This is a genomic window from Telluria sp. ZT3P26, assembly GCF_059686035.1.
Map to the genome: position 1 here is coordinate 277,018 of NZ_JCASII010000003.1, position 20,185 is coordinate 297,202.

At 66.9% G+C, this 20,185-nt stretch carries 14 protein-coding genes; 7 read left to right on the plus strand and 7 right to left on the minus strand.

The annotated features are described in order from the left end of the window. Positions 1-129 precede the first annotated feature (129 nt). From AC56LN_RS11970 to AC56LN_RS11985, 4 genes are all read right to left on the minus strand, one after another. Entirely contained in the window at positions 130-3,084 is a 2,955-nt protein-coding gene (locus AC56LN_RS11970) for a sensor histidine kinase (protein ID WP_499571935.1), read from the minus strand. 223 nt (positions 3,085-3,307) lie between these two features. After that, the gene (locus tag AC56LN_RS11975) at positions 3,308-4,141 is read right to left on the minus strand and encodes an alpha/beta fold hydrolase (protein WP_499571936.1); all 834 of its coding nucleotides are present in this window, start codon (positions 4,139-4,141) and stop codon (positions 3,308-3,310) included. 60 nt (positions 4,142-4,201) lie between these two features. Beyond that, on the minus strand, positions 4,202-6,073 hold the full coding sequence (locus tag AC56LN_RS11980) for an amidohydrolase (protein ID WP_499571938.1): 1,872 nt from the start codon (positions 6,071-6,073) through the stop codon (positions 4,202-4,204). A gap of 27 nt (positions 6,074-6,100) precedes the next feature. Continuing rightward, a complete protein-coding gene (locus AC56LN_RS11985) occupies positions 6,101-6,727 on the minus strand; it encodes a response regulator (RefSeq protein ID WP_499571940.1) in 627 nt (208 codons plus the stop codon). Between the two features lie 208 nt (positions 6,728-6,935). Here AC56LN_RS11985 and AC56LN_RS11990 point away from each other — a divergent pair, with 208 nt between their 5' ends. The 6 genes from AC56LN_RS11990 (at position 6,936) to AC56LN_RS12015 (ending at position 14,502) form a co-directional block, all read left to right on the plus strand. After that, complete coding sequence (locus AC56LN_RS11990) at positions 6,936-7,640, plus strand: YoaK family protein (RefSeq protein WP_499571942.1); 705 nt, start codon at positions 6,936-6,938, stop codon at positions 7,638-7,640. A gap of 108 nt (positions 7,641-7,748) precedes the next feature. Beyond that, positions 7,749-8,435: a hydrolase gene (locus AC56LN_RS11995; protein WP_499571943.1), complete on the plus strand. Its 687-nt coding sequence runs from the start codon at positions 7,749-7,751 to the stop codon at positions 8,433-8,435. A gap of 75 nt (positions 8,436-8,510) precedes the next feature. Then, positions 8,511-8,807: a XapX domain-containing protein gene (locus tag AC56LN_RS12000; protein WP_499571945.1), complete on the plus strand. Its 297-nt coding sequence runs from the start codon at positions 8,511-8,513 to the stop codon at positions 8,805-8,807. An 18-nt stretch (positions 8,808-8,825) separates the two neighbouring features. Further along, a complete protein-coding gene (locus tag AC56LN_RS12005; protein ID WP_499571946.1) occupies positions 8,826-9,230 on the plus strand; it encodes a response regulator transcription factor in 405 nt (134 codons plus the stop codon). Further along, complete coding sequence (locus AC56LN_RS12010; RefSeq protein ID WP_499571948.1) at positions 9,227-13,882, plus strand: trifunctional serine/threonine-protein kinase/ATP-binding protein/sensor histidine kinase; 4,656 nt, start codon at positions 9,227-9,229, stop codon at positions 13,880-13,882. The genes AC56LN_RS12005 and AC56LN_RS12010 overlap by 4 nt, the downstream gene beginning before the upstream one ends. Then, positions 13,879-14,502: a response regulator transcription factor gene (locus AC56LN_RS12015; protein WP_499571949.1), complete on the plus strand. Its 624-nt coding sequence runs from the start codon at positions 13,879-13,881 to the stop codon at positions 14,500-14,502. The genes AC56LN_RS12010 and AC56LN_RS12015 overlap by 4 nt, the downstream gene beginning before the upstream one ends. 7 nt (positions 14,503-14,509) lie before the next feature. On the opposite strand, the gene AC56LN_RS12020 is transcribed toward AC56LN_RS12015, so the two are convergent. The 3 genes from AC56LN_RS12020 to AC56LN_RS12030 form a co-directional block, all read right to left on the minus strand. Continuing rightward, the gene (locus AC56LN_RS12020) at positions 14,510-15,607 is read right to left on the minus strand and encodes a porin (protein ID WP_499571951.1); all 1,098 of its coding nucleotides are present in this window, start codon (positions 15,605-15,607) and stop codon (positions 14,510-14,512) included. A gap of 133 nt (positions 15,608-15,740) precedes the next feature. Next, on the minus strand, positions 15,741-16,373 hold the full coding sequence (locus AC56LN_RS12025) for a response regulator transcription factor (protein WP_499571953.1): 633 nt from the start codon (positions 16,371-16,373) through the stop codon (positions 15,741-15,743). Positions 16,374-16,427: 54 nt separating this feature from the next. Then, complete coding sequence (locus AC56LN_RS12030) at positions 16,428-18,119, minus strand: ATP-binding protein (protein WP_499571954.1); 1,692 nt, start codon at positions 18,117-18,119, stop codon at positions 16,428-16,430. A 255-nt stretch (positions 18,120-18,374) separates the two neighbouring features. On the opposite strand from AC56LN_RS12030, the gene AC56LN_RS12035 reads away from it, so the two are divergent. Further along, complete coding sequence (locus AC56LN_RS12035) at positions 18,375-20,165, plus strand: amidohydrolase (RefSeq protein WP_499571957.1); 1,791 nt, start codon at positions 18,375-18,377, stop codon at positions 20,163-20,165. Positions 20,166-20,185 lie beyond the last annotated feature (20 nt).

A 20,185-nucleotide genomic window follows, 5' to 3' on the forward strand; every position in this document is an offset into this window, starting at 1 on the left:
GGACAGAAGCCTGTGCTCGCAAGCCCAGGGCTGTTTCCAGTCTAAAGAATCGTGCCCTGCCTGAACCCGGCCAGAAGGCCAGGCCCTCGGGACTGGCCGAACGATACGGGCAATCCCGGTGGCCGGTCGCTAACCGGCATAGGCCCGCACGGCGGGAACGGTCAGCCTGACGACAGCGCCTGCGCCTGCGTCGCTGCCCGATTCGAGTTCCAGCATGCCGCCGATGCGATCGGCACGCTCGCGCATGCCGACCAGGCCCCAGCGGCCGTCGGCGGCGCCCTTGTGCAACACCGCTGCGTCGATGCCCCGTCCATCGTCGCTGATGGTCAGTACCAGACGCTCGGGCTGGTACTCCAGGCGTGCTTCAACATGGGACGCGACGGCATGGACGCAGGCGTTGTGCAGCGCTTCCCGGGCGATGGCGGCCACCTCTGCACCGGTCCCGACGGCAAGGCGGCGCCGAAGGCCGCTGGTGCGCAGGGCGATAGCAATGCCCGGATGTGCTTCCCGCAACGCGGCAATGCTGTCCTCCAGCAGGTCCTCGGGTTGTTCGCTGCCGACTGAACGCAGTTCTTGCAATTGTTCGCGCCCCTCGCCGAGCGCCCGCCGGGCATGGCCGAGCACTTGTTCGATCTCGCCGCGCGCCCCCGCGTCCTTGGGCAAGCCCGCGGCGATCGCATCCACACGGAACACCAGGCTCTGGACCGTCTGCAGGAAGGTATCGTGCAAGGTGCGTGCAATGCGTTCGCGCTCGGCCATCTTCACGTGCATGCGCTCGGCCACGCGCCGCGTCAGATAGCGCACGCGGTAGCGATAGGCCAGAAACAGCAGGACACCGATCAGCGCCAGACCGAACAGTCTGAACCACGTTGTCTGCCACAGGGTCGGTTCAACCGTAAAGCGCAGCACTGCCTGTGTCGCGCTGCGCACGCCGTCTTCGTTGATGGCGTGCAGGCGGAACACATAGTTCCCCGGCTTCACATTGGTGTACGACGTCGTGCGGCGCGTGCCGGCATCTTGCCACCCCGAATCGATCCCTTCCAACAGATAGGCGAAACGCACACGCTCCGGCATGCGCAGCGAGGGCGCGGTGAAGTCGACGCGCAAACGTTCTGTACCCGCTGGCAGGATCGCCGCGTTCCAGCCGGGCGATCCGGGGGTGAACACGGCCTTGTCGCTCGACAGGGACAAGATCAATGGTGTCGGCGCAACGTGGTTACGCTTCAGGTTCGCGCTGTCGACCCGCATCACGCCCCCGGTCGCCACCAGCCAGAGCGTGCGGCCGTCCACCGTCCATGCGCTGCGCCAGCGACTTTCGATGACGGCGCGGCCGGGATAGCCGTCCAGGGCATCGAAGACGTCATAATTCAGCGGCAGATCGGGATTGTCGATGCTGCGCTTCCAGTTGGCCGCTGTCACATGGACCAGTCCAGCGGCGCCGTTCAGCCAGCGGTCGCCGTCGGCTGTGACGACAAAGCCTGAAACATTGCGCAGGATGCTCGGGTCAGCAGCGGCCAGCATGCGCAGGGTGCCGCCCTGTACGACACCGGTGCCGTTGTCCCCACTGAGCACGAGGTCCGTCTCCGGAAAAATCGCCGCAGTCATCCCAATGGCACGGATATCGATGGGCGGGCGGGTGGCATCGGTCGCGAGGTCGTAATGGAACAGCTCGCCGTTTCCGGTAGCCAGCCACATCTGCCCGGGCCCGGCCAGGGCCGACTGGTAAATCTTGGGCGGCAGATTGAACTTCCTGCCAGGCTGCCATTTCCCATCTTGCCAGCCGATCAATCCGATATCGGCTGCTGCTGTCCACAACACCTTGCCGTCGTCCAGGATACCGAACAGCCGCCGGTCCATCGGCTTTCCGTCTGCCCCCAGGGGCAGTGGTATCTCCGCCGTGCCATCGGCATCATGACGCCAGATGCTGCGTTTTCCGCCCAGCAGCAGGGCCCCGGTAGGGTCCCGGCCCAGTACCGTGACCGGATGCCGAGGCGCCACTGGCACTGCGCGCTCGGGCAGCAGCTGCCACATCTTGCCCGTGACTGCATTCGCGGCCCACATCCGTCCAGCGCCATCGGCCACCGTGCTGTAGACAACGCCTTCGCCTTCCAGTTCGGTGGGAACCACCCGCTTCGGGCGAAACCGGTCGATGCCGCCTTCAGACGTGACCCAGGTCGCGCCTTCGCGATCCACCAAAATCGAGGTCAGGGTTTTTCCTGACATCCGGATCGTCGCGTCGGCGGGCGCGCCGCTTGGCCGCCCCACCTTGTATCCGGTAGCGGCATGGCGAGCAGCGCCTGGCACCACGCACGGCGGCCCGGGACAGTCGAGCACCCACAGGGCGCCGTCGTCGGAGAATTGACCGGTGCCGAGCGCCTCCGGGGAGCGCGGGCCAGTACGACGCCCGGGCGGGGCGCCGGCCGGCAACGAGCGCATCTCGCCGTCGCCGGACATCAGCCACAGCCTGCCGTCGGGCGCGCGCAGCAGGTCGCCGCCTGTGTCCAGAACGCGCACGAAGCGGCGGGTCTGCCGGTCGAGTCGCCAGATACTGTTATCCCTGCTGATCCAGAGCTGGCCTTGCCCATCCAGGAGGAAGCCACGCACGTCCAGTGCGTCCCAGTCCGCGCCAGACTGGATGGCCAGCCAGCGATTTCCTTCGAGGCGATACACGCCCTTGCTGACCATCCACACGCTGCCATCGGCATCGGCCGACAGGATGTCGATCATGGCGCCCGGCCCGGGCGCTGGTGGCAAGTCCTGCATACGGCCATCGGGATGCAGCACCGACATGCCTTCGGCGGCCCGGCCAATGTACAACTCACCCCGGCTGCCAGCGTGCAGATAGCGGATCATGTTGCGGTTCAGGCCCAGGCCGGGCGGAAGCGGATAGCGTGCGAACTGCACGCCGTCGAAACGGTACAAACCGTCCATGGTGCCGAGCCAGAGCCAGCCATCAGAGGTCTGCGCCATTGCGCGGATCGCTTGGGGCGCGCCTTCCTCGGCGGTCCAGCGCGTGTGGTGGTAGTTGCGCAGGTTCGGCGCAGGCGAGCGCGTCTCGACCGCCGCAACGGACGGCGCAAGCATGGCGACGGCCAATATGAAGGGTACGGCGCGCAGCCATGCGCCGGGTGAAATGAATGCGCTTGTAACCAATTTGCGTTGAGATTGTCTGACCTGAAGTGAATGGGATACTAAATCAAGCGAGACGAAAGAGCCAGTGGCGAGTAGGGCCCGCACGACTGCAGCGGTCGACGCCCGATGTGGTTGACGCTCAGCGCTCCCGCCTCAGGCGGGAGCGCCAGGCATATCAGCTGCGCAGGAACGCCAGTAGTTCGGCGTTCAGCTGGTCCTTGTGGGTCACCGGCAGCGCATGACCTGCGCCCTCATACACCGACAGGCGGCCCTGCGGCAGCAGCTCGACGGCGCGGCGCGCGGTGCTGGCCAGCGGCACGATCTGGTCGTCGTCACCGTGCACCACCAGGGTCGGCACCGTCATTTTCTTCAGGTCTTCCGTGAAATCGGTCTCGGAGAACTGCTTGATGCAGGCGTAGGCGCTTTTCAGGCTGCACTGCAGTCCCTGGATCAGGAAGGTCTGCAGCTGGCCGTCGGAGGTCTTGGCGCCGGGACGGTTGAAGCCGAAGAACGGCACCGCCAGATCAAGGAAGTACTGGGCACGGTCGGTCTTGACGCCGTCGCGGATGCCGTCGAACACCGACATCGGCACGCCGTCCGGATTGGCAGCCGAGACGATCATCTGGGGCGTGACCGCGCCCACCAGCACCGCCTTGGCGACACGGCTGGTGCCATGGCGTCCGATGTAGCGCGCCACTTCGCCGCCGCCGGTGGAGTGGCCGACCAGGGTGGCGCCCGTGATGTCGAGCGTTTCGAGCAGTGCCGCCAGGTCGTCGGCGTACGTGTTCATGTCGTTGCCGTGCCAGGCCTTGCTCGAGCGCCCATGGCCGCGGCGGTCGTGGGCGATCACGCGGTAGCCGTGCTCGGCCAGGAACATCATCTGGTTTTCCCAGGCGTCGCCGTTCAGCGGCCAGCCGTGGCTGAAGACCACCGGGGTGCCGTGGCCCCAGTCCGTGAAGTAGATGATGGTGCCGTCGTGGGTGGTCACGGTGTTGATGGTGTGGCTCATGATGTTTCCTTTCAGGAGGATGGCGCGATGCCGGCGGCGCCGGGTTGGCGGTAAAAACACTCAGAAGGCGAAGCAGCTGCAGCCGAAGGCGCCCCAGAATCCGGCGAAGTCCGACACCGGCACGTTTGATCTGCGCGCCCGGTCGTGGGCGTGAGCATGCACGCCGCAGGCACCGCGGCACTGGTGGGGCAGGCCGGCCACCGGCTGCGCTTTCCGGTGGTGGCCCGGCACGGTGTTCACGGGCGACCAGTCGGGCAGCACGGGAATCGGCGGCGGCGCAATTGAACTGAATTCAGCCTGGCCGTAGACGATCTTGCCGCCGACCACAGTCAGCACCGACTCGATGTCCTTGATCGATTCTTCCTCCACGCGGAAAAAATCGCTGGAGAGTACCGCGAGGTCGGCCAGCATGCCCTCGCGGAGGCAGCCTTTCTTGCCGGTCTCGCTCGAGAACCATGCGCTGCCGCTGGTCCACAGCGCGAGCGCGGTCTCGCGCGGCAGGCGCTGCGCCGCGTCGTAGAGGCGCAGGCCTCCGACAGTGCGGCCTGATACCAGCCAGTACAGCGCGGTCCACGGGTTGTAGCTGGCCACGCGGGTGGCGTCGGTACCGGCGCCGACCGGCACGCCGGCCTCCAGCATGCGGGTGATGGGCGGCGTGGCCTTGGCCGCGTCAGCGCCGTAGCGCTCGACGAAGAATTCTCCCTGGAAGGCCATGCGGTGTTGGATCGCAATGCCGCCGCCCAGGGCCTTGACGCGGTCGATGTTGCGCGGGGTGATGGTCTCGGCATGGTCGAAGAACCAGGGCAAGCCGGCGAAGGGGATGTCGCGGTCGACTTTCTCGAACACGTCCAGCATGCGCGAGATCGATTCGTCGTAGGTGGCGTGCAGGCGGAACGGCCAGCGCTGCTGCACCAGGTGGCGCACCACCTTCTCGAGTTCGGCCTCCATGCCTTCGGCCAGGTCCGGGCGCGGCTGCAGAAAATCTTCGAAGTCCGCGGCCGAAAATACCAGCATCTCGCCGGCGCCGTTGTGGCGGTAGAAATCGCTGCCGTCGCCCGGCTTGACCAGCGTGGTCCAGCGTTCGAAGTCGCCCAGCTCCTGGCCCTTGTTCTGGGTGAACAGGTTGTAGGCGATGCGCACCGTCAGCTGCTCATCTTTGGCCAGCGCATCGACGACCGCATAATCTTCGGGGTAGTTCTGGAAGCCGCCGCCGGCATCGATCACGCTGGTCACGCCCAGGCGGTTCAGTTCGCGCATGAACTGGCGGGTCGAATTGACCTGCTGATCAAGCGGCAGGGTCGGGCCCTTGGCCAGGGTGGCGTACAGAATCATCGCGTTCGGGCGCGCGATCAGCATGCCGGTCGGGTTGCCGGCCGCGTCGCGCACGATTTCGCCGCCAGGCGGATTCGGCGTGTCCTTGTCGTAGCCTACCGCGCGCAGGGCGGCGCGGTTGAGCAGGGCGCGGTCGTACAGGTGCAACACAAACACCGGCGTGTCCGGCGCGGCGCGGTTGATCTCTTCGATGGTCGGCATGCGCTTCTCGGAAAACTGGAACTCGTTCCAGCCGCCCACCACGCGTACCCACTGGGGATGCGGGGTACGCTCGGCCTGCGCCTTGAGCATGCGCAGCGCGTCGGCAAGCGAGGGCACGCCTTCCCAGCGCAGCTCCAGGTTGTAGTTCAGTCCACCGCGGATCAGGTGGATGTGCGAGTCGTTCAGGCCGGGAATCACGGTGCGGCCATTGAGGTCGATCACCTGGCTGTCCGGCTGGCGATGACGCATCACCTCGTCGGTATCGCCGACGGCCAGGAATCTGCCGTCCTGAATCGCCACTGCGCTGGCCTGGGGATTCTGGCGGTCGACCGTGTGGAAGCAGCCGTTGAACAGGATCAGTGGGGCGCTCTGGGCGGCGGTGCTGGTGGATTGGTTCATGATGGGTGGTCCCTGTTCCTGGATAGTCTAGAAGGCTTGCAGCAGGCCGCGTTGCTGCGCCACGGATGCAGCCTCGGTGCGGCACGAGACGTTCAGCTTCGACAGGATGTTGTTGACGTGGTATTTCACGGTGCCCACGCCAATCCCCGCGTCGCGTGCGATCAGTTTGTTGCTCTTGCCCGCGCTCAAGTGAGCCAGGATGTCCAGCTCGCGCCGCGACAGCGGGCTGGTGTGGATGCGCAGCGCCAGCTTGTCCGCCAGCAGGGCTGGCAGGTAGCGGCGCTGTTCCACGACCTGGCGCACGCAGCGCACGATTTCCTCGAAGCCGGCCTGCTTGAGCAGGTAACCCGCCGCCCCCGCCTGCAGTGCGCGGTGCACGTTCTCATCGCCTTCGTAACTGGTGAGCATCACGATCTTCGCGTCCGGATGCATCCTGCGGGTCGCGATGATGGCCTCGAGGCCGCCGCCCGGCATGTTCAGGTCGACCAGCATCACGTCCGGGCGCAGGCGCTCATACAGCGCAACCGCCTCGGCCGCGCTGGTGCCCTGGCCAAGCAGCGCCAGGTCCGGCTCGGATTCGATCAGGCTGGCAAGACCGGCCAGGATGAGGGGGTGGTCGTCGGCGATGACCAGTGAAATTGGGGACTTGTCCATGCTGGATGCTCCGCTGTCCGTAGTCTGATGGCCGCATTGTCGGCGTGGCCGGCATGACGGTCTAGCTATACCAATGGATAGGAGGGGCAGGTCGTAAAACTGGCCAAATGGGATGGGCGCGACGTCCCCCGGCTGCCTACGATGTCGGGCAGCGGTGGCCGGTGAAGGATCGATTGCCGTCCATCCACCACCCAACCTGGAGAGTCGCATGAGCGAACCAACACACCACCGCACGCAGGGTTTGGCGCTCGGCTTCCTGGCCGGCTATGTCGACACGCTGGGCTTTCTCGCCCTGTTTGGCCTGTTCACCGCTCACGTGACCGGCAATTTCATCATGATCGGCGCCGCGCTGGCCGACCCTGGCCGCGAGATGGTGCTGTTGAAGTTCCTGGCGTTCCCCGCCTTCATCGTCGGCGTCGTCATGGCGCGCCTGCTGATCGTCGCGGTCGAGCGGCGCGGCGGGGCCGCGCTGCGGCCGGCCTTGCTGCTGCAGGTTGTGCTGCTGTCGAGCTTCATGGCCTGCGGCATCGCGGCCACCCCGATTGGCGGGCACGCCGGGTGGCTGGCGATGGCGGCGGGCCTGCTGGGCACCGCAGGGATGGGGGCGCACAGCGCCACCAGCCGTCTGCTGCTGACGCATCTGGCACCGACTTCCATGATGACCGGGAACGTTACCCAGATCGTCATCGACCTGACAGACGCCGCCCGCGGGGCCAACGATCCAGGCTTGAAAGGCAGGTGCGCCAAGTTTATCTGGCCCCTGGCGGCGTTCGCCATCGGCTGCGTCGTCGCGGCCTTCGCGTTCCACCGGTTCGGCTTTGCCGCGCTGGTACTCCCCGTCCTGATCCTGCTCGGCCTGATGGCGACCGAAACGTCGGCAATGCCGGTGCGGGAGCGGGCGCCCCCACCGTAAGGCAGGTATACCTTTGGATACTGGTTCCAGGGGAAGCCGCGTCTTACGATTACCACCATTGCGGCCCACACCACGATGAGCCGCCCCAGCAACGACATGGAGAACATCATGCCCAACCCGAAACTCGAAGTCCTGACCCCGCAAAACTCCCAGCTGATCTTCATCGATCACCAGCCGCAGATGGCCTTCGGCGTGCAGTCGATCGACCGCCAGGTCCTGAAGAACAACGTGGTCGGGCTGGCCAAGGCCGCCAGGGCCTTCAATATCCCGACCATCATCACCACGGTGGAGACCGAGAGCTTCTCCGGCCATACCTACCCGGAGCTGCTGGACATCTTCCCGGGCAAGGACATCCTCGAACGCTCATCGATGAACTCGTGGGACGACCAGAAGGTGCGCGACGCCCTGGCCAGCAACGGCCGGAAAAAGGTGATCGTCGCCGGCTTGTGGACTGAAGTCTGCAACACCACGTTCGCCCTGTGCGCCATGCTGGAAGGCGAGTATGAAATCTACATGGTGGCCGACGCGTCGGGTGGCACCTCGAAGGACGCCCACGACTTCGCGATGCTGCGCATGGTGCAGGCCGGCGCCGTGCCGGTCACCTGGCAGCAGGTGCTGCTCGAGTGGCAGCGCGACTGGGCGCACCGCGACACCTACAATGACGTGATGGCGATCGTGCGTGAGCATTCCGGTGCCTACGGCATGGGCGTGGATTACGCCTACACGATGGTGCACAAGGCGCCGCAGCGCATCACCGGCAGCCACGAAACGCTGGCACCGGTGCCAGCCAAATAATCCGTCAGCACGGCAATCCGGCAGGGCCGGCACGGCGGCGCCGTGCAGCCTTGCCGTTCTTTTATGGAGCATCCCATGAAAATCTATGTCGTGGCGTTGGCGGCCGGCCTGCTGGTCGGCCTGATTTATGCGTTGCTGCAGGTGCGCTCACCAGCGCCGCCGGTTGTTGCCCTGGTCGGCCTGCTCGGCATGCTGGTTGGCGAACAGTCGGTCCCGCTGGTCAAGCGCATGCTCGCCAGGGAACCGATCACGGCGAGCTGGCTGCGCACGCATTGCGTGGCCCAGATCACCGGCATTCCCGCCAGCGCCACCGACGCTGGAACGCCCACGGGCCGCGCTGATGCGCCGACGACAGGCGAGCCACGTGCGTGAGGCGGGACGGGCAACGGCATGAACCAGCAAGCGAGTGACGATGCAGCACCGGCGCGCATCTGCGTGGTCGACGACGACGCCGCAGTACGCCAGGCCATGGCCAACCTGCTGCAGGCGGACGGCTACGCGACACTCCTGTTCGAGTCCGGCGAAAGCTTCCTCGCATCGCCACACTTGCCTGACATCGACCTTGTCCTGCTCGACGTCAAGCTGCGCGGCATCAACGGCTTCACGACCCAGGAGCGCTTCGCCGCCCTGGGCCTGGCCATTCCCTTGCTGTTCCTGAGCGGTCACAGCGACCTTGACATGGAACTGCGCGCGGCCCGCGCTGGTGCCATCGCGCTGCTGCGCAAACCGGTCGATCCCGACCTGCTGTTCGAGCACATCGAATGTGCCCTCAGCACCCGCAAGCGGCCCGGATGACGGCGTCGCCCGATCCGCCTGCCGCGCACGACCTGGCCGGATTGTATGGCCGGGAGTGGCAGCTTGCGCAGCTGGCAGCGGACTTCCGCCGGGTGCGCAGCGAGCGCACCTTCGGGGTGTCGGTCGTGCACGGCCCCTCGGGCATCGGCAAGTCGGCGCTGCTGGCGCGTTTCCTGGCCGACCCCTCCCTGTGCGATGCGACGGTGATCAGCGCCCGGGCCGACCAATACGGCGGAGACGCACCCTATGCGGCACTGGTGGACGGGATGCGCGCGCTGGTAACGGACATCCTCGGGCAGAGCGAGGCCGCGGTGGCGCACTGGCGTGGCCGCATCGGCGCCGCTGTGACGGATCCCGAGCTGACGCTTGCGCTGGTGCCGGAACTCGCCCTGTTGCTGGAAGCGGCGACGCGGCAACCGCCCCAGGCGTCCCTGGATGGAGGCGGCCGGTTGGCGGCGGCAGTCCTCCAGCTGTTGCGTGCCTTCGCCAGCGCAGAGCGCCCGCTTGTCATCGTGGTCGATAACGCCCATTGGCTCGACCCCGCCGCGGCCACGCTGCTCGAGCAGGTGGTCGGGTTGGCCGCCGGGGTGCCGGTGATGCTCCTGATCGGGACCCGCTCGCGTGCCGGCAGTACCCCTGGAGAGGCCGCCGGCATGGGCCGGCGCCTGGCCGAGCGCGCCGCCTACTACCGCGAGCTGGCAGTCGAGCCCCTGTCATTGGCAGAACTGGGGCAGATGCTGGCCGATACCTTCGAGGGCGCGCAGCCGCAGCTGGAACAGCTTGGCGGCCTGGTGCATCACAAAACGGGCGGGCACCCGTATTTCGTGCGGCAGTTCCTGCAGGGGTTGACCGACGGCGGCCTGGCGCACTTCGGGGAGACGGGCTGGCAGTTCGACTTCGACGGGATATGGCGGCGCCCCTTCACGGACAATATGCTGGGCCTGGCCCTGCAGGACCTGATCCAGCTGCCACAGCAACTGCATGAACTGCTCGGCACGATCGCTGTGCTGGGACGGACGGCCGACCTGGCCCTGCTGTGCGAAGTCTCCGGCGCCGGGTCGGAGGCGCTTGCCGAAAGGCTCGCGCCAGCCTTGCGCGCCGATGTGCTGGCACGGCGCGGCGAAATCTACGTCTTCACGCATGACCGCCTGCAGGAGGCGGCCTGCGCCATGCTCGAGCCGTCCGGCCGCACCCGGCTGCACTACGCGGCAGCCGTCGTGCTGCTGGCGCGCGCGCGGCTGGACGGCCAGGACCGTACCTTGTTTCATGGGGTCGACCACCTGGCGCACGCCGGCGCCCTGGTGCCGGCCGCGCAGGCGGTCGAACTGGCAACGCTGGCGTTGCGCGCAGGCCGGCTGGCGCGCCGCGCCTGCGCCTACGCTGCGGCCTGCAGCTACCAGCTGCAGGCCCTGGAGCTGCTGACGCGGGTGCCGGCGTCCGTACCGGGCGCCGCGCTCGCCCTCGACATTGAGCTCGAACTGGCCCATGGCCGCTTCCTGACCGGCCAGCTGGACGACTGCGCTGCGCTGGTGCGCAAGCTGCTTGCGGCGGTGACGGACCGGTTCGTCCGGGCCCAGGTGCAGTGCCTCGCGGTCGAGCTGGAGGTACGGCGCGGCCGCTACCACGAGGCGAGCAACATCGCGCTCGACGCCCTGCGCGGATTCGGCATCGCCATTCCCCGGGAACCGTCGGAGCAAGCCTGCGACAACGCCTACGCTGCGCTGCGCGAGCGGCTGGACGGGCTGCGCACGCTGGCGCCGCTGACGGATCCCGACGCCCGGATCGTGGTATCGCTGCTGGCCAGCCTGCTGGTGCCCGCCGCCTTCACGTCGTTGAACCTGCTGTTCATGCAGCTGTGCCACATGCTGGAACTGACACTGCGGCATGGCATGACGCCGGCATCGACCGTGTCGCTCGCCTGGCTCGGCGTCGTGGTATGCGAGCGCTACCGCGCGTTCGACGACGGCTTCGCTTATGCGCAGCAGGCGCGCGAGCTGGTCGGGCGGCATGGCTACGTTTCGCACGAGGCGCAAGTGCTATTGGCGCTCGACCAGGCGAGCGTCTGGACCCGGCCGCTGGACTTTTCGCTCGATTGCGCCCAGGCCGGCTTCGAGGCCGCGCGCGCGCAGGGAGACTTCACGATCGCTTGCTTCGAAGCCTGCCATCGGACCTGTATCCTGCTTGCGCGAGGCGACCGGCTCGAGGCGGTGCGCGAGGAAATCGAACGCGCGCTGGCCTTCGTCACCCAGGTCGGCTTCGCGGATGTGGAAGCGATCCTGTGCGTGCAGCGCGATGTCGTGGACTGCCTGAGGACGGTCAAACCGGCCGGCAGCGCGCGAACGGCGCTGCTGTGCCGGCACGAGCAGCCCGGCAACGGCTTTGCCGAATCCATGTCGACGCTGCGCTTCTGGCACTGGCTCTACATCGGCATGCTCGATTACCTGGATGGCGATGATGCGCAGGCCCTGTTCTGCCTGAAGCAGGCCGGGTTGCTCGCATGGTCCGCGCCAGCGCACCTGCACCAGGCCGACTACCACCTGTTCAGCATCCTTGTCATGTGCCGCGCGCCTGGCCTGGCCGCTGGCGACGCTGGAGACGCTGTCGCGCGCGCGCGTGTTGACGCGCATGTCGCGCAGCTTGCCTCCTGGGCCGCCGGCTACCCGCGCGGCTTTGCCGACAAGCTCGCGTTGGCCGCCGCCGCCGTCCTCGACCGCGGCGGCGAGGCCATGGCCGCGCTTGCGGCCTACGAACACGCGGCGGCGCTGGCGAAGGATGGCGGCAGCGCGCACATCGAAGGGATCGCGCACGAATGTGCGGCGCGGCTGGCCAGGCATGGTGGAATGGCCACCGCGGCGAGCGCGCACGCCAGCGCCGCGTGCGCGGCCTACCGCCGCTGGGGCGCACTCGGCAAGGTGGCACGACTCGAGGATGCCTGTCCGGGGTCGGGCGGCGCGGCTCCTTTGGGCCCGCCCGGCGCCACCGGGGCGATCCGTGACATCGACGGCGTCATTCGTGCAACCCGCGCCCTGTCGGAAGAAATCCACCCGGCGCCGCTGGTCAAGGCCTTGATGAGCATTGCACTGGAATATGCGAGCGCCCAGCGCGGCGTGCTCCTGCGGCGCGATGGCGACCGGCTGCTGGTCCAGGCCAGCGCGCGCTTCGGCGCCGACGGCGTCGACATCGACATGACGCAGGCGACGCCGGGCGAACTGGATCTTCCACTCACGCTCATCCATACCGCCTTGCGCTCGCGCACGGTGGTCAGTGTCAGCGACAGCCAGCGTCCTCCCGGCCATGCGCTCGATCCCTACCTGCGCACTCACCCGCGCTGCGCTGCAATCGCGATTCCCATGATCAAGCGATCGCAACTGGTCGGCATGCTGTATCTCGAGAACCGCCTGTCGTCCAGCGGCTTCACCGGCGAGCATACCCAGTTGCTGTCGCTGCTGGCAGCGCAGGCGGCCGTGTCCCTTGAGAATGCGAACCTGTATGCCGAGCTTCTGCAGGAAAACCGCGAGCGGCGCCAGGCCGAGCGCGCCTTGCGGGAAAGCCGCGCGACCCTGCTGCTGGGGGAAGGGATCAACCAGAGCGGGAGCTGGACCTGGGAAATCGAGGACGGCGTGGTCAACTGTTCCCCCGAGTTCCGCCGCATCTTCGGCCTCGATCCGGAGGTGACGTGGATCGCCTTTGACGCCTTGATGGCGCGCATCCATCCGGGCGACCGCGCCGACGCCGCGCACCTGCTGGGCGAGGCCGCCGCCGCCCGCAAGGCGTTTCGTTTCGAGCACCGGATCACGGGGGCCAAGGGGGAAGTCCGCCACCTGTCCGTCATCGGGCAGCCGATGGCCGACAACGAGACCGACATCTACGTCGGTACGGTCAGCGACGTCACGCGCCGGAAAGCGGAGGAAGCTTCGCTGCGGCGGGCCCAGGAGGACCTGGTGCGCGGCGCCAGGCTGACTACGGTGGGCCAGCTGACGGCTGCGATCGCGCACGAGGTGAACCAGCCGCTGATGTCGATCTCGAGCAACGCAGGCGCCGGCCTGCGCTGGCTGCAGCGCGACACACCGGCACTCGAGAAGCTGGGCGGCCTGCTGCACGACATCGTCGGCCAGAGCCAGCGCGCCGGCAGGATCATCCAGACCCTGCAGGCGCTGGGACACCAAAGCCCCGTGTTCCACCCGGCCCACTTGCATGCGATGATACGGGATGCCCTCGCGCTCGCGCGCGGCGAATTGGAACGCCATGAAATCAGGGTGATGCTCGACCTGGCAGCCGATCCGGACCGCATCGAGGTCGACGCGGTACAGTTGCAGCAGGTACTGGCCAACCTGCTGGGCAATGCGATCGAGGCGATGGCCGCCACCACGGGCCGTGAACGAATCCTGCAGGTGGCGACCTTCTGCGTCCGCGACGGCGTCGAGGTCCAGGTGTCGGACAACGGCGTTGGCGGCTGCGAGGCAGGGCTGGAAGCCATGTTCGAGCCGTTTGTCAGCACCAAGCCCGGGGCGATCGGCATGGGCCTGGCAGTATGCCGATCGATCATCGAAGCCCATGGTGGCACCATCCGGGCGCAGCCGCGCGCACCGCATGGCTGTCACTTGGTCTTCATCCTGCCGTTGACGGCCGACATCAAAGGAGATTCGCCATGACGGCGTCAATGGTATTCGTGGTGGATGACGACGATGCGGTGCGCGCATCGATCCTGAACCTGCTCGCGGCCGAGGGTTTCGAGGCGCGCGGGTTTGCGGCCGGTGCGGCGTTCATCGGGGCAGCGCGCCCGGATACGGCGGCCTGCCTGGTCTGCGACATGAAGATGCCCGAGCTGGGCGGCCTGGAGGTCGCCGCTGAAATGGCGCGCCAGGGCAGCGACATGCCCATCATATTCATGACCGGGTTCGGGTCGATTCCGCTGACGGTGCAGGCGATGAAGGCCGGCGCCATCGAATTTCTCACCAAGCCGGTCGCGCCGGACGAACTGCTGCGCGCGGTGCGTGACGGCCTGCGCACCGACGAGGCGAACCTGGCGGCGCGCCGGGAAACGGCGCAACTGCGCCAGCGCCTGTCGAGCCTGACCCCACGCGAGCGCGAAACCATGGAGCTGGTCATCGGAGGCCTGCTGAACAAGCAGGTGGCCGACGCCCTGGGCGTGAGCGAAATCATGGCCAAGACCCACAAGCGCAAGGTGATGGACAAAATGGGCGCGCGCTCCTTGCCCGACCTGGTGCGCTATGCCGAGCGGCTCCAAATCGCAAGGGCGCGCAGCCGCTAGTACGGGTTCAAAATGCGTGCCTGATGCCGAGCGCGGTGCCGCGCAGGTGGGCGCCTGCGACCGGATCCAGTCCGTTGATGGCAAAGTCGACGGCCCCGCGATCATCGTTGTGCAGCCGCGTGTGGAAGGCGAACATGGTGGTGCGACGCGACAGGGCCAGCTCATAGCCGATGGTGGCGTGGACCGCGCCGGTGCCAGGTCCTGCGCTGATGCAGCCGATCCGTTCACTCGCGGTGCCCTTGCCGTCCTGCGCTTTTGCCACGCCCAGGCTCAGGGTATGCTGGCCAACCTGCCGGGTCGCGGACATGTACCAGGCGTCGCGTCGCAGCGCGCCGCTCTTGGTGCGGTAATCCAGGCGTTCGCCGACCAGCGCCAGGCGCGTCGGGCCGACGCGATAGGCCAGCGCCAGCCTGGTGCCACGGTCATCGCGGCCCGGCCCGTGGTAATCGCGATGGCGTTCATGGGCCAGTGCCACGTACAGCGGCCCGCGCTCAAGCAGCAGGGCTGCCGAGTCCAGCGCCGGGCGGGCGCCGCCAGCGGGACGCTCCTCGCTGAAGCCGTGGGCCAGGCGTAGCGACAGGCCCCGCCAGGCCGGCGTCCAGTAGTGCAGACTGTTCTGCTGGCGGCGATCGAAGGAACTGATATCGGAAAGGTTGTCGCTGCTGGGTGCAGCGCCGTTGCCCATGATGCTCATGTAGCCTGCCGTCGTCACGTAGAAGGGATCGAGATCGGCGGTCGAGGCATTGTAGGGCGTGGTCCAGTTGCCGGCAAACAGGGTACCCCAGCGGCCTTCGAGGCCGACCCGCGTGTTGCGCGAGGCGAGGGCGCCGGCGCCGGTGTCGGGCGCAACCGCGCCCTCGACCTGCCAGATCAGATGCAGTCCCTCGCCAAGCGGGGCGTTGCCGCGCAGTCCGATCACCGAGCGGTAGTTCGCCAGCCGCGTCAGGCGCGATGCGGCAGGGAGCGAGCGGCCGGCATGCGCCGATTCCACGCCGAGATTGAGGCGCCCGTACATCTGGACCGTGTCGGACTGGGCCCGGGCGGCCGAGCCAATGCAAAAGGGAAGCATGGCGAGCATGCCTGCCGGGAGAAGTCGTGTTTTCATGGTCGATCGATGCCGTGGTGGTGAAGAGCGGCGGACCATGGCTGCAAGGTCCGTAACGTCTATCCTACGGCGGCGCCGCGCAGCGCGACCCTGCCGAATGACGGGGTCGCACTGCGTGCAAGGCGGACGGGCGCTACAGGGTGATGTAGCCGCGCTTGATGGCCAGGGTCACCGCGTGGGTGCGGTCGCTCGCGCCCAGCTTGACGAGCACGGTGCTCATGTGGCTCTTGACGGTGGGTTCGCTGATGGTGAGGATGGCGCCGATCATGCGGTTGGAATTGCCGTTGGCAGCAAGACGCAGCACCTCGAGTTCGCGCGCAGACAGCTTGTCGGCAGGGAAGTGGCCATCAACCTCATCCTGGGCCACCTTCGCGATGACGCTCGCGCCCTGGTAGACGTGGCGTACCGTATGAGCGAGTTCGGCCGCGGTCACGTCCTTGAGCAGATAGCCGGTGGCACCCGCCTTCAGTGCGGCGATCACGCGCGCGTCACCGCTGAAGGTCGTCAGCACAATGATGCGTGCATCGGGATGCAAGGCGCGAATCGCCACAATCGCCTCGAGCCCATCCTTGACCGGCATTTGCAGGTCCATCAGCGTCACGTCCGGCCGGTGGCGAGCGAACTGGGCGATGGCTTCGGCGCCATTGCTGGCCAGGCTGACGATGTCCATGCCGCCCTGGGCGCGCAGGGTGGCGGCAATCCCGTCGCGCATCATGGGGTGGTCGTCGGCGATCATCACGCGGATCGGCTGGTCGGGATGGTTCATGTGTCCATGTCGATGTGGGCAAGCTGTAAAACGAATCACAGTCTGGCGCGGCTTTCAGCCCAGGTCAAGCCGGCCTGGGTGCATGGGAACAATGAAGCGGAAACAGGCACCGCGGGGCTGACCCGTCTCGTAGGCGATCCGCCCCCCGTGTGCGCGCACGATGGCCAGGCAGATTGCCAGTCCCAGGCCGGTACTGCCGGGCTTGGTGGTGAACAGACTACCGAACACGCGCTCGCGGTGGTGCAAGGGGACGCCGGGGCCGTTGTCGCTGATGCGCACTTCCACCTCGTGGCTGCCATGCGGGCGCGTGGCGATACTGATTTGTTTCGGTCCGGCCGGTGCGCTGGAGCCGGTCAACGCCTCGATCGCATTCACGAGCAGGTTGGTCATGACCTGCTGCAGCTGGGTGGCATTGGCGTGAATCGTCGTCTCGCCCAGGCCCAGCGCAGCCTTCACGTCGATGCCTTCCTTGCGCATGCGGCGCTGCAGGAGCTGGAGAACGTCGCGCGCGGTCTGGTCGACCTTCACCTGCCCCATATCGTTATTTCGGTGCGCCGCGAGCCGCTGCATGCTGCGCACGATCTCGCCGGCGTGCCGCCCGGCGTCGCTGATCAGGGCGATCGATGAAAGGGCGCGGTCAATGTCCGGCTCAGCCTTGCGCAGCCATTTCCTGGCCGCCGCGGCGTGCAGCGAAATTGCCGCCAGCGGCTGGTTGACCTCGTGCGCGATCGACAAGCCGAGTTCACCGAGGCCGGCCGCTTGAACCGCATGCGCCTCCGTCGGCAAGCTGGGCGATTCGCCCGCGTGGCCGGACTCCACCAGGCCCCACCGTGACCGCAGGCAGGCACGCCGGCCGTGGGCTCCCCAGTGGCCGTAGCTGGTAAGCGCGGCCTGCCGGAAGTGACCGGTGACCGAGCCCAGGCCGCTAGCCTGGGCCAGGTGCGCCGCTTCTTCCCAGGCCAGGGCAGCCATCCAGTGCCGCCCCTGGCCGGTGGCCGCGTCGGCCGCCGCCTCATAACCGCGCAAGGCGGCCAGGACCTCGCCGTTGTGCCGCGCGTGCGCTGCATCTGCCAGCAGGGAAAAGCTGGCGGCGTTGGCCGGGTGCAGCCAGGCCATGCGGCGCAGCTCCGCACAATGGATGTCCGGCTTGCAGTCGGCACCAGCGTCCATGTTGCGCGACATGGTCAGCGCAGCGAACAGGTGAAAACTCATGCGCTCTGCCGGAGGCTGCGGTGCAGCGGCGAGGGCGCGGGCGCGGGCGATGGCGTTCATGGCTTGGGTTTGCGCATCCGCATACCAGGCTGTTTGCAGGACGGTGAGCCAGTGGCCGAAGCGATGTTCGAGCATCGCGCCATCGGGTGCGGAAGATGCCACCGCTTCGTCGCCGACCAGCAGAATGTCCACCAGCGCGGCGCGGCCGGCCAGTTCCGCCCGGTCCTGCGCGCCCGCGGGCCGGCGCCTGGCCTGGGCCAGGCGGCCCGCCAGTTCCGGCAAGGGCATGCCTGCCGCAAACCCGGTACTCGCAAGGCAGAGCGCAGCGCAGGCCGGCGCTGCGTCATCTTCGCAGATTGAGGCCAGTTCGCAGGCCGCCTGTTCCAGGCTGGCCATGACCGACGTGACCATTGCCGCCAGCTGCCAGGCCGCATCGGGCTTGCGGCTGACCGCGCTTGCGCTAGATGACGCCGCATGTGGGTGTGGATCACGCAGGGGCCGGACTGACAGGGCAGTGTGTGGAACCTGGTTCATGGGATGGGACGTGCTTTCATCGAGTGAACAATCTGGGGCGGGGCGCAGAAGGTCGCCGCCGATTGATTATGGCTGCTTGCGTTGACATATCATTCATACGATAGTTCTATGCGCGTGTGTTTTTGCAGGGCCCGGATGCCCGAAGAGCCGACTGCGCTGCCGTCCGCCCCCGCAAAATGACAGGGGCCGGCCAGTTGCTACGCTGCTATGGTAAGAAAAGCATGCATCTCGCTTGATACCAACGAAAGAAGCGCCATGAACCACACCATCCCATCCCGTCGTACCGGCGTCCATGCGGCGTTGCTGGCCTCCGGCCTGCTGGCCGCGGCGGCGGCCCAGGCCCAGGCCGATCTGATCCTCACCAATGGCAAGATTGCCACCATGGTCCGCGAGGGCGAGTTCGTCCAGGCCGTCGCGGTCAAGGACGGCAAGGTGCTGGCAACGGGAAGCAATGCCGCTGTGCTGAAGCACAAGACCGCCACGACCCGGGTAATCGACACCGGCGGGCGCACCGTGATTCCCGGCCTGAACGATTCGCACACCCATGTGATCCGCGAAGGCCTGAACTACAACATGGAGCTGCGCTGGGACGGCGTGACCTCGCTCAAGCGCGCGCTCGACATGCTGAAGGAGCAAGCTGCCCGCACGCCGGAAGGCGAATGGGTGAAGGTGGTGGGTGGCTGGAACGAGTACCAGTTCGACGAAAAGCGCTTGCCGACGCTGGAGGAGATCAATGCGGCCGTACCGGATCGGCCGGTCTTCGTTCTCTACCTGTACGGCTTGGGCTTCCTGAACAGGAAAGGCATCGAGACGCTCGGCTACACCAGCGAGACGACGTACAAGGATGGCGTGGTGGAGCTGGACGCCAACGGCAATCCGACAGGGCGCCTAATCGCCAAGCCGAATGCGCTGATCCTGTACTCGACGCTGGCCAAGACCAACAAGCTCAGCCGCGAAGACCAGGTCAATTCCACGCTGCACTACTACCGCGAACTCAACAGGCTGGGCGTGACCAGCGTCATCGACGCCGGCGGTGGCTTCCAGAACTACCCGGACGACTATGGCGTGACGATCGGGCTGGCGCGCGAGGGCAAGCTCACCGTGCGCACCGCCTACTACCTGTTTGCTCAGCGTCCTGGCAAGGAACTGGAAGACTTCCAGCGCTGGATCGGCATGACCCACCCGAAGAAGAACGACCACATGTTCTATCCGAATGGCTTCTCGGCGGAAGGTGCGGGCGAGAACCTGGTCGCCAGCGCGGCCGACTTCGAAAACTTCCTGGAACCACGTCCCGACCTGCCAACCCACATGGAGGACGAGCTGGAGCAGGTGGTCAGCCTGCTGGTGCAGAAGCGCTGGCCGTTCCGGCTGCACGCCACCTACGGCGAAAGCATCGACCGCGACCTGGCGGTGATCGAGAGGGTCAACGCAAAAACACCGCTGAACGGGCTGCGCTTCATTGTCGACCACGCGGAAACTGTCACCGATGCCCAACTGGCGCGCATCAAGAAGCTGGGCGGGGGCATCGCGGTCCAGGACCGCATGCACTTCCAGGGCGAGAGCTACTGGAAGCGCTATGGCGCGCAGACGCGCCAGATGCCGCCGATTCGCAAGATGCTGGACATGAAGATCCCGGTCGGCCTGGGCACCGATGGCACACGGGTGTCGAGCTATAACCCCTGGCCGTCTCTGTATTGGGCAGCCACTGGCAAGACCGCCGGCGGCATGGCGACCTGGCAGGCGAGGGATGTACCAAGCCGCTATCAGGCCCTGAAACTGATGACCACGGGTTCGGCCTGGATGAGTGGCGAAGAGAAGCTCAAGGGAACAATTCGGCGCGGCCAGTACGCCGACTTCGTGGTCCTGCCCCACGACTACTTCACGATGGAGGCGGAAGGCATCAAGCGCCTGGAAAGCCTGTTGACCGTGGTGAACGGCACGGTGGTCTACGGCGCCGGTCCTTATTCGCCGCTGAATCCGCAATTGCCGCCGGTGTCGCCGGCCTGGAGTCCGGTGGCTGTTTACGGCGGCTACCAGCAGCGCTGAAGGGTGGCAACTGCAGTTCT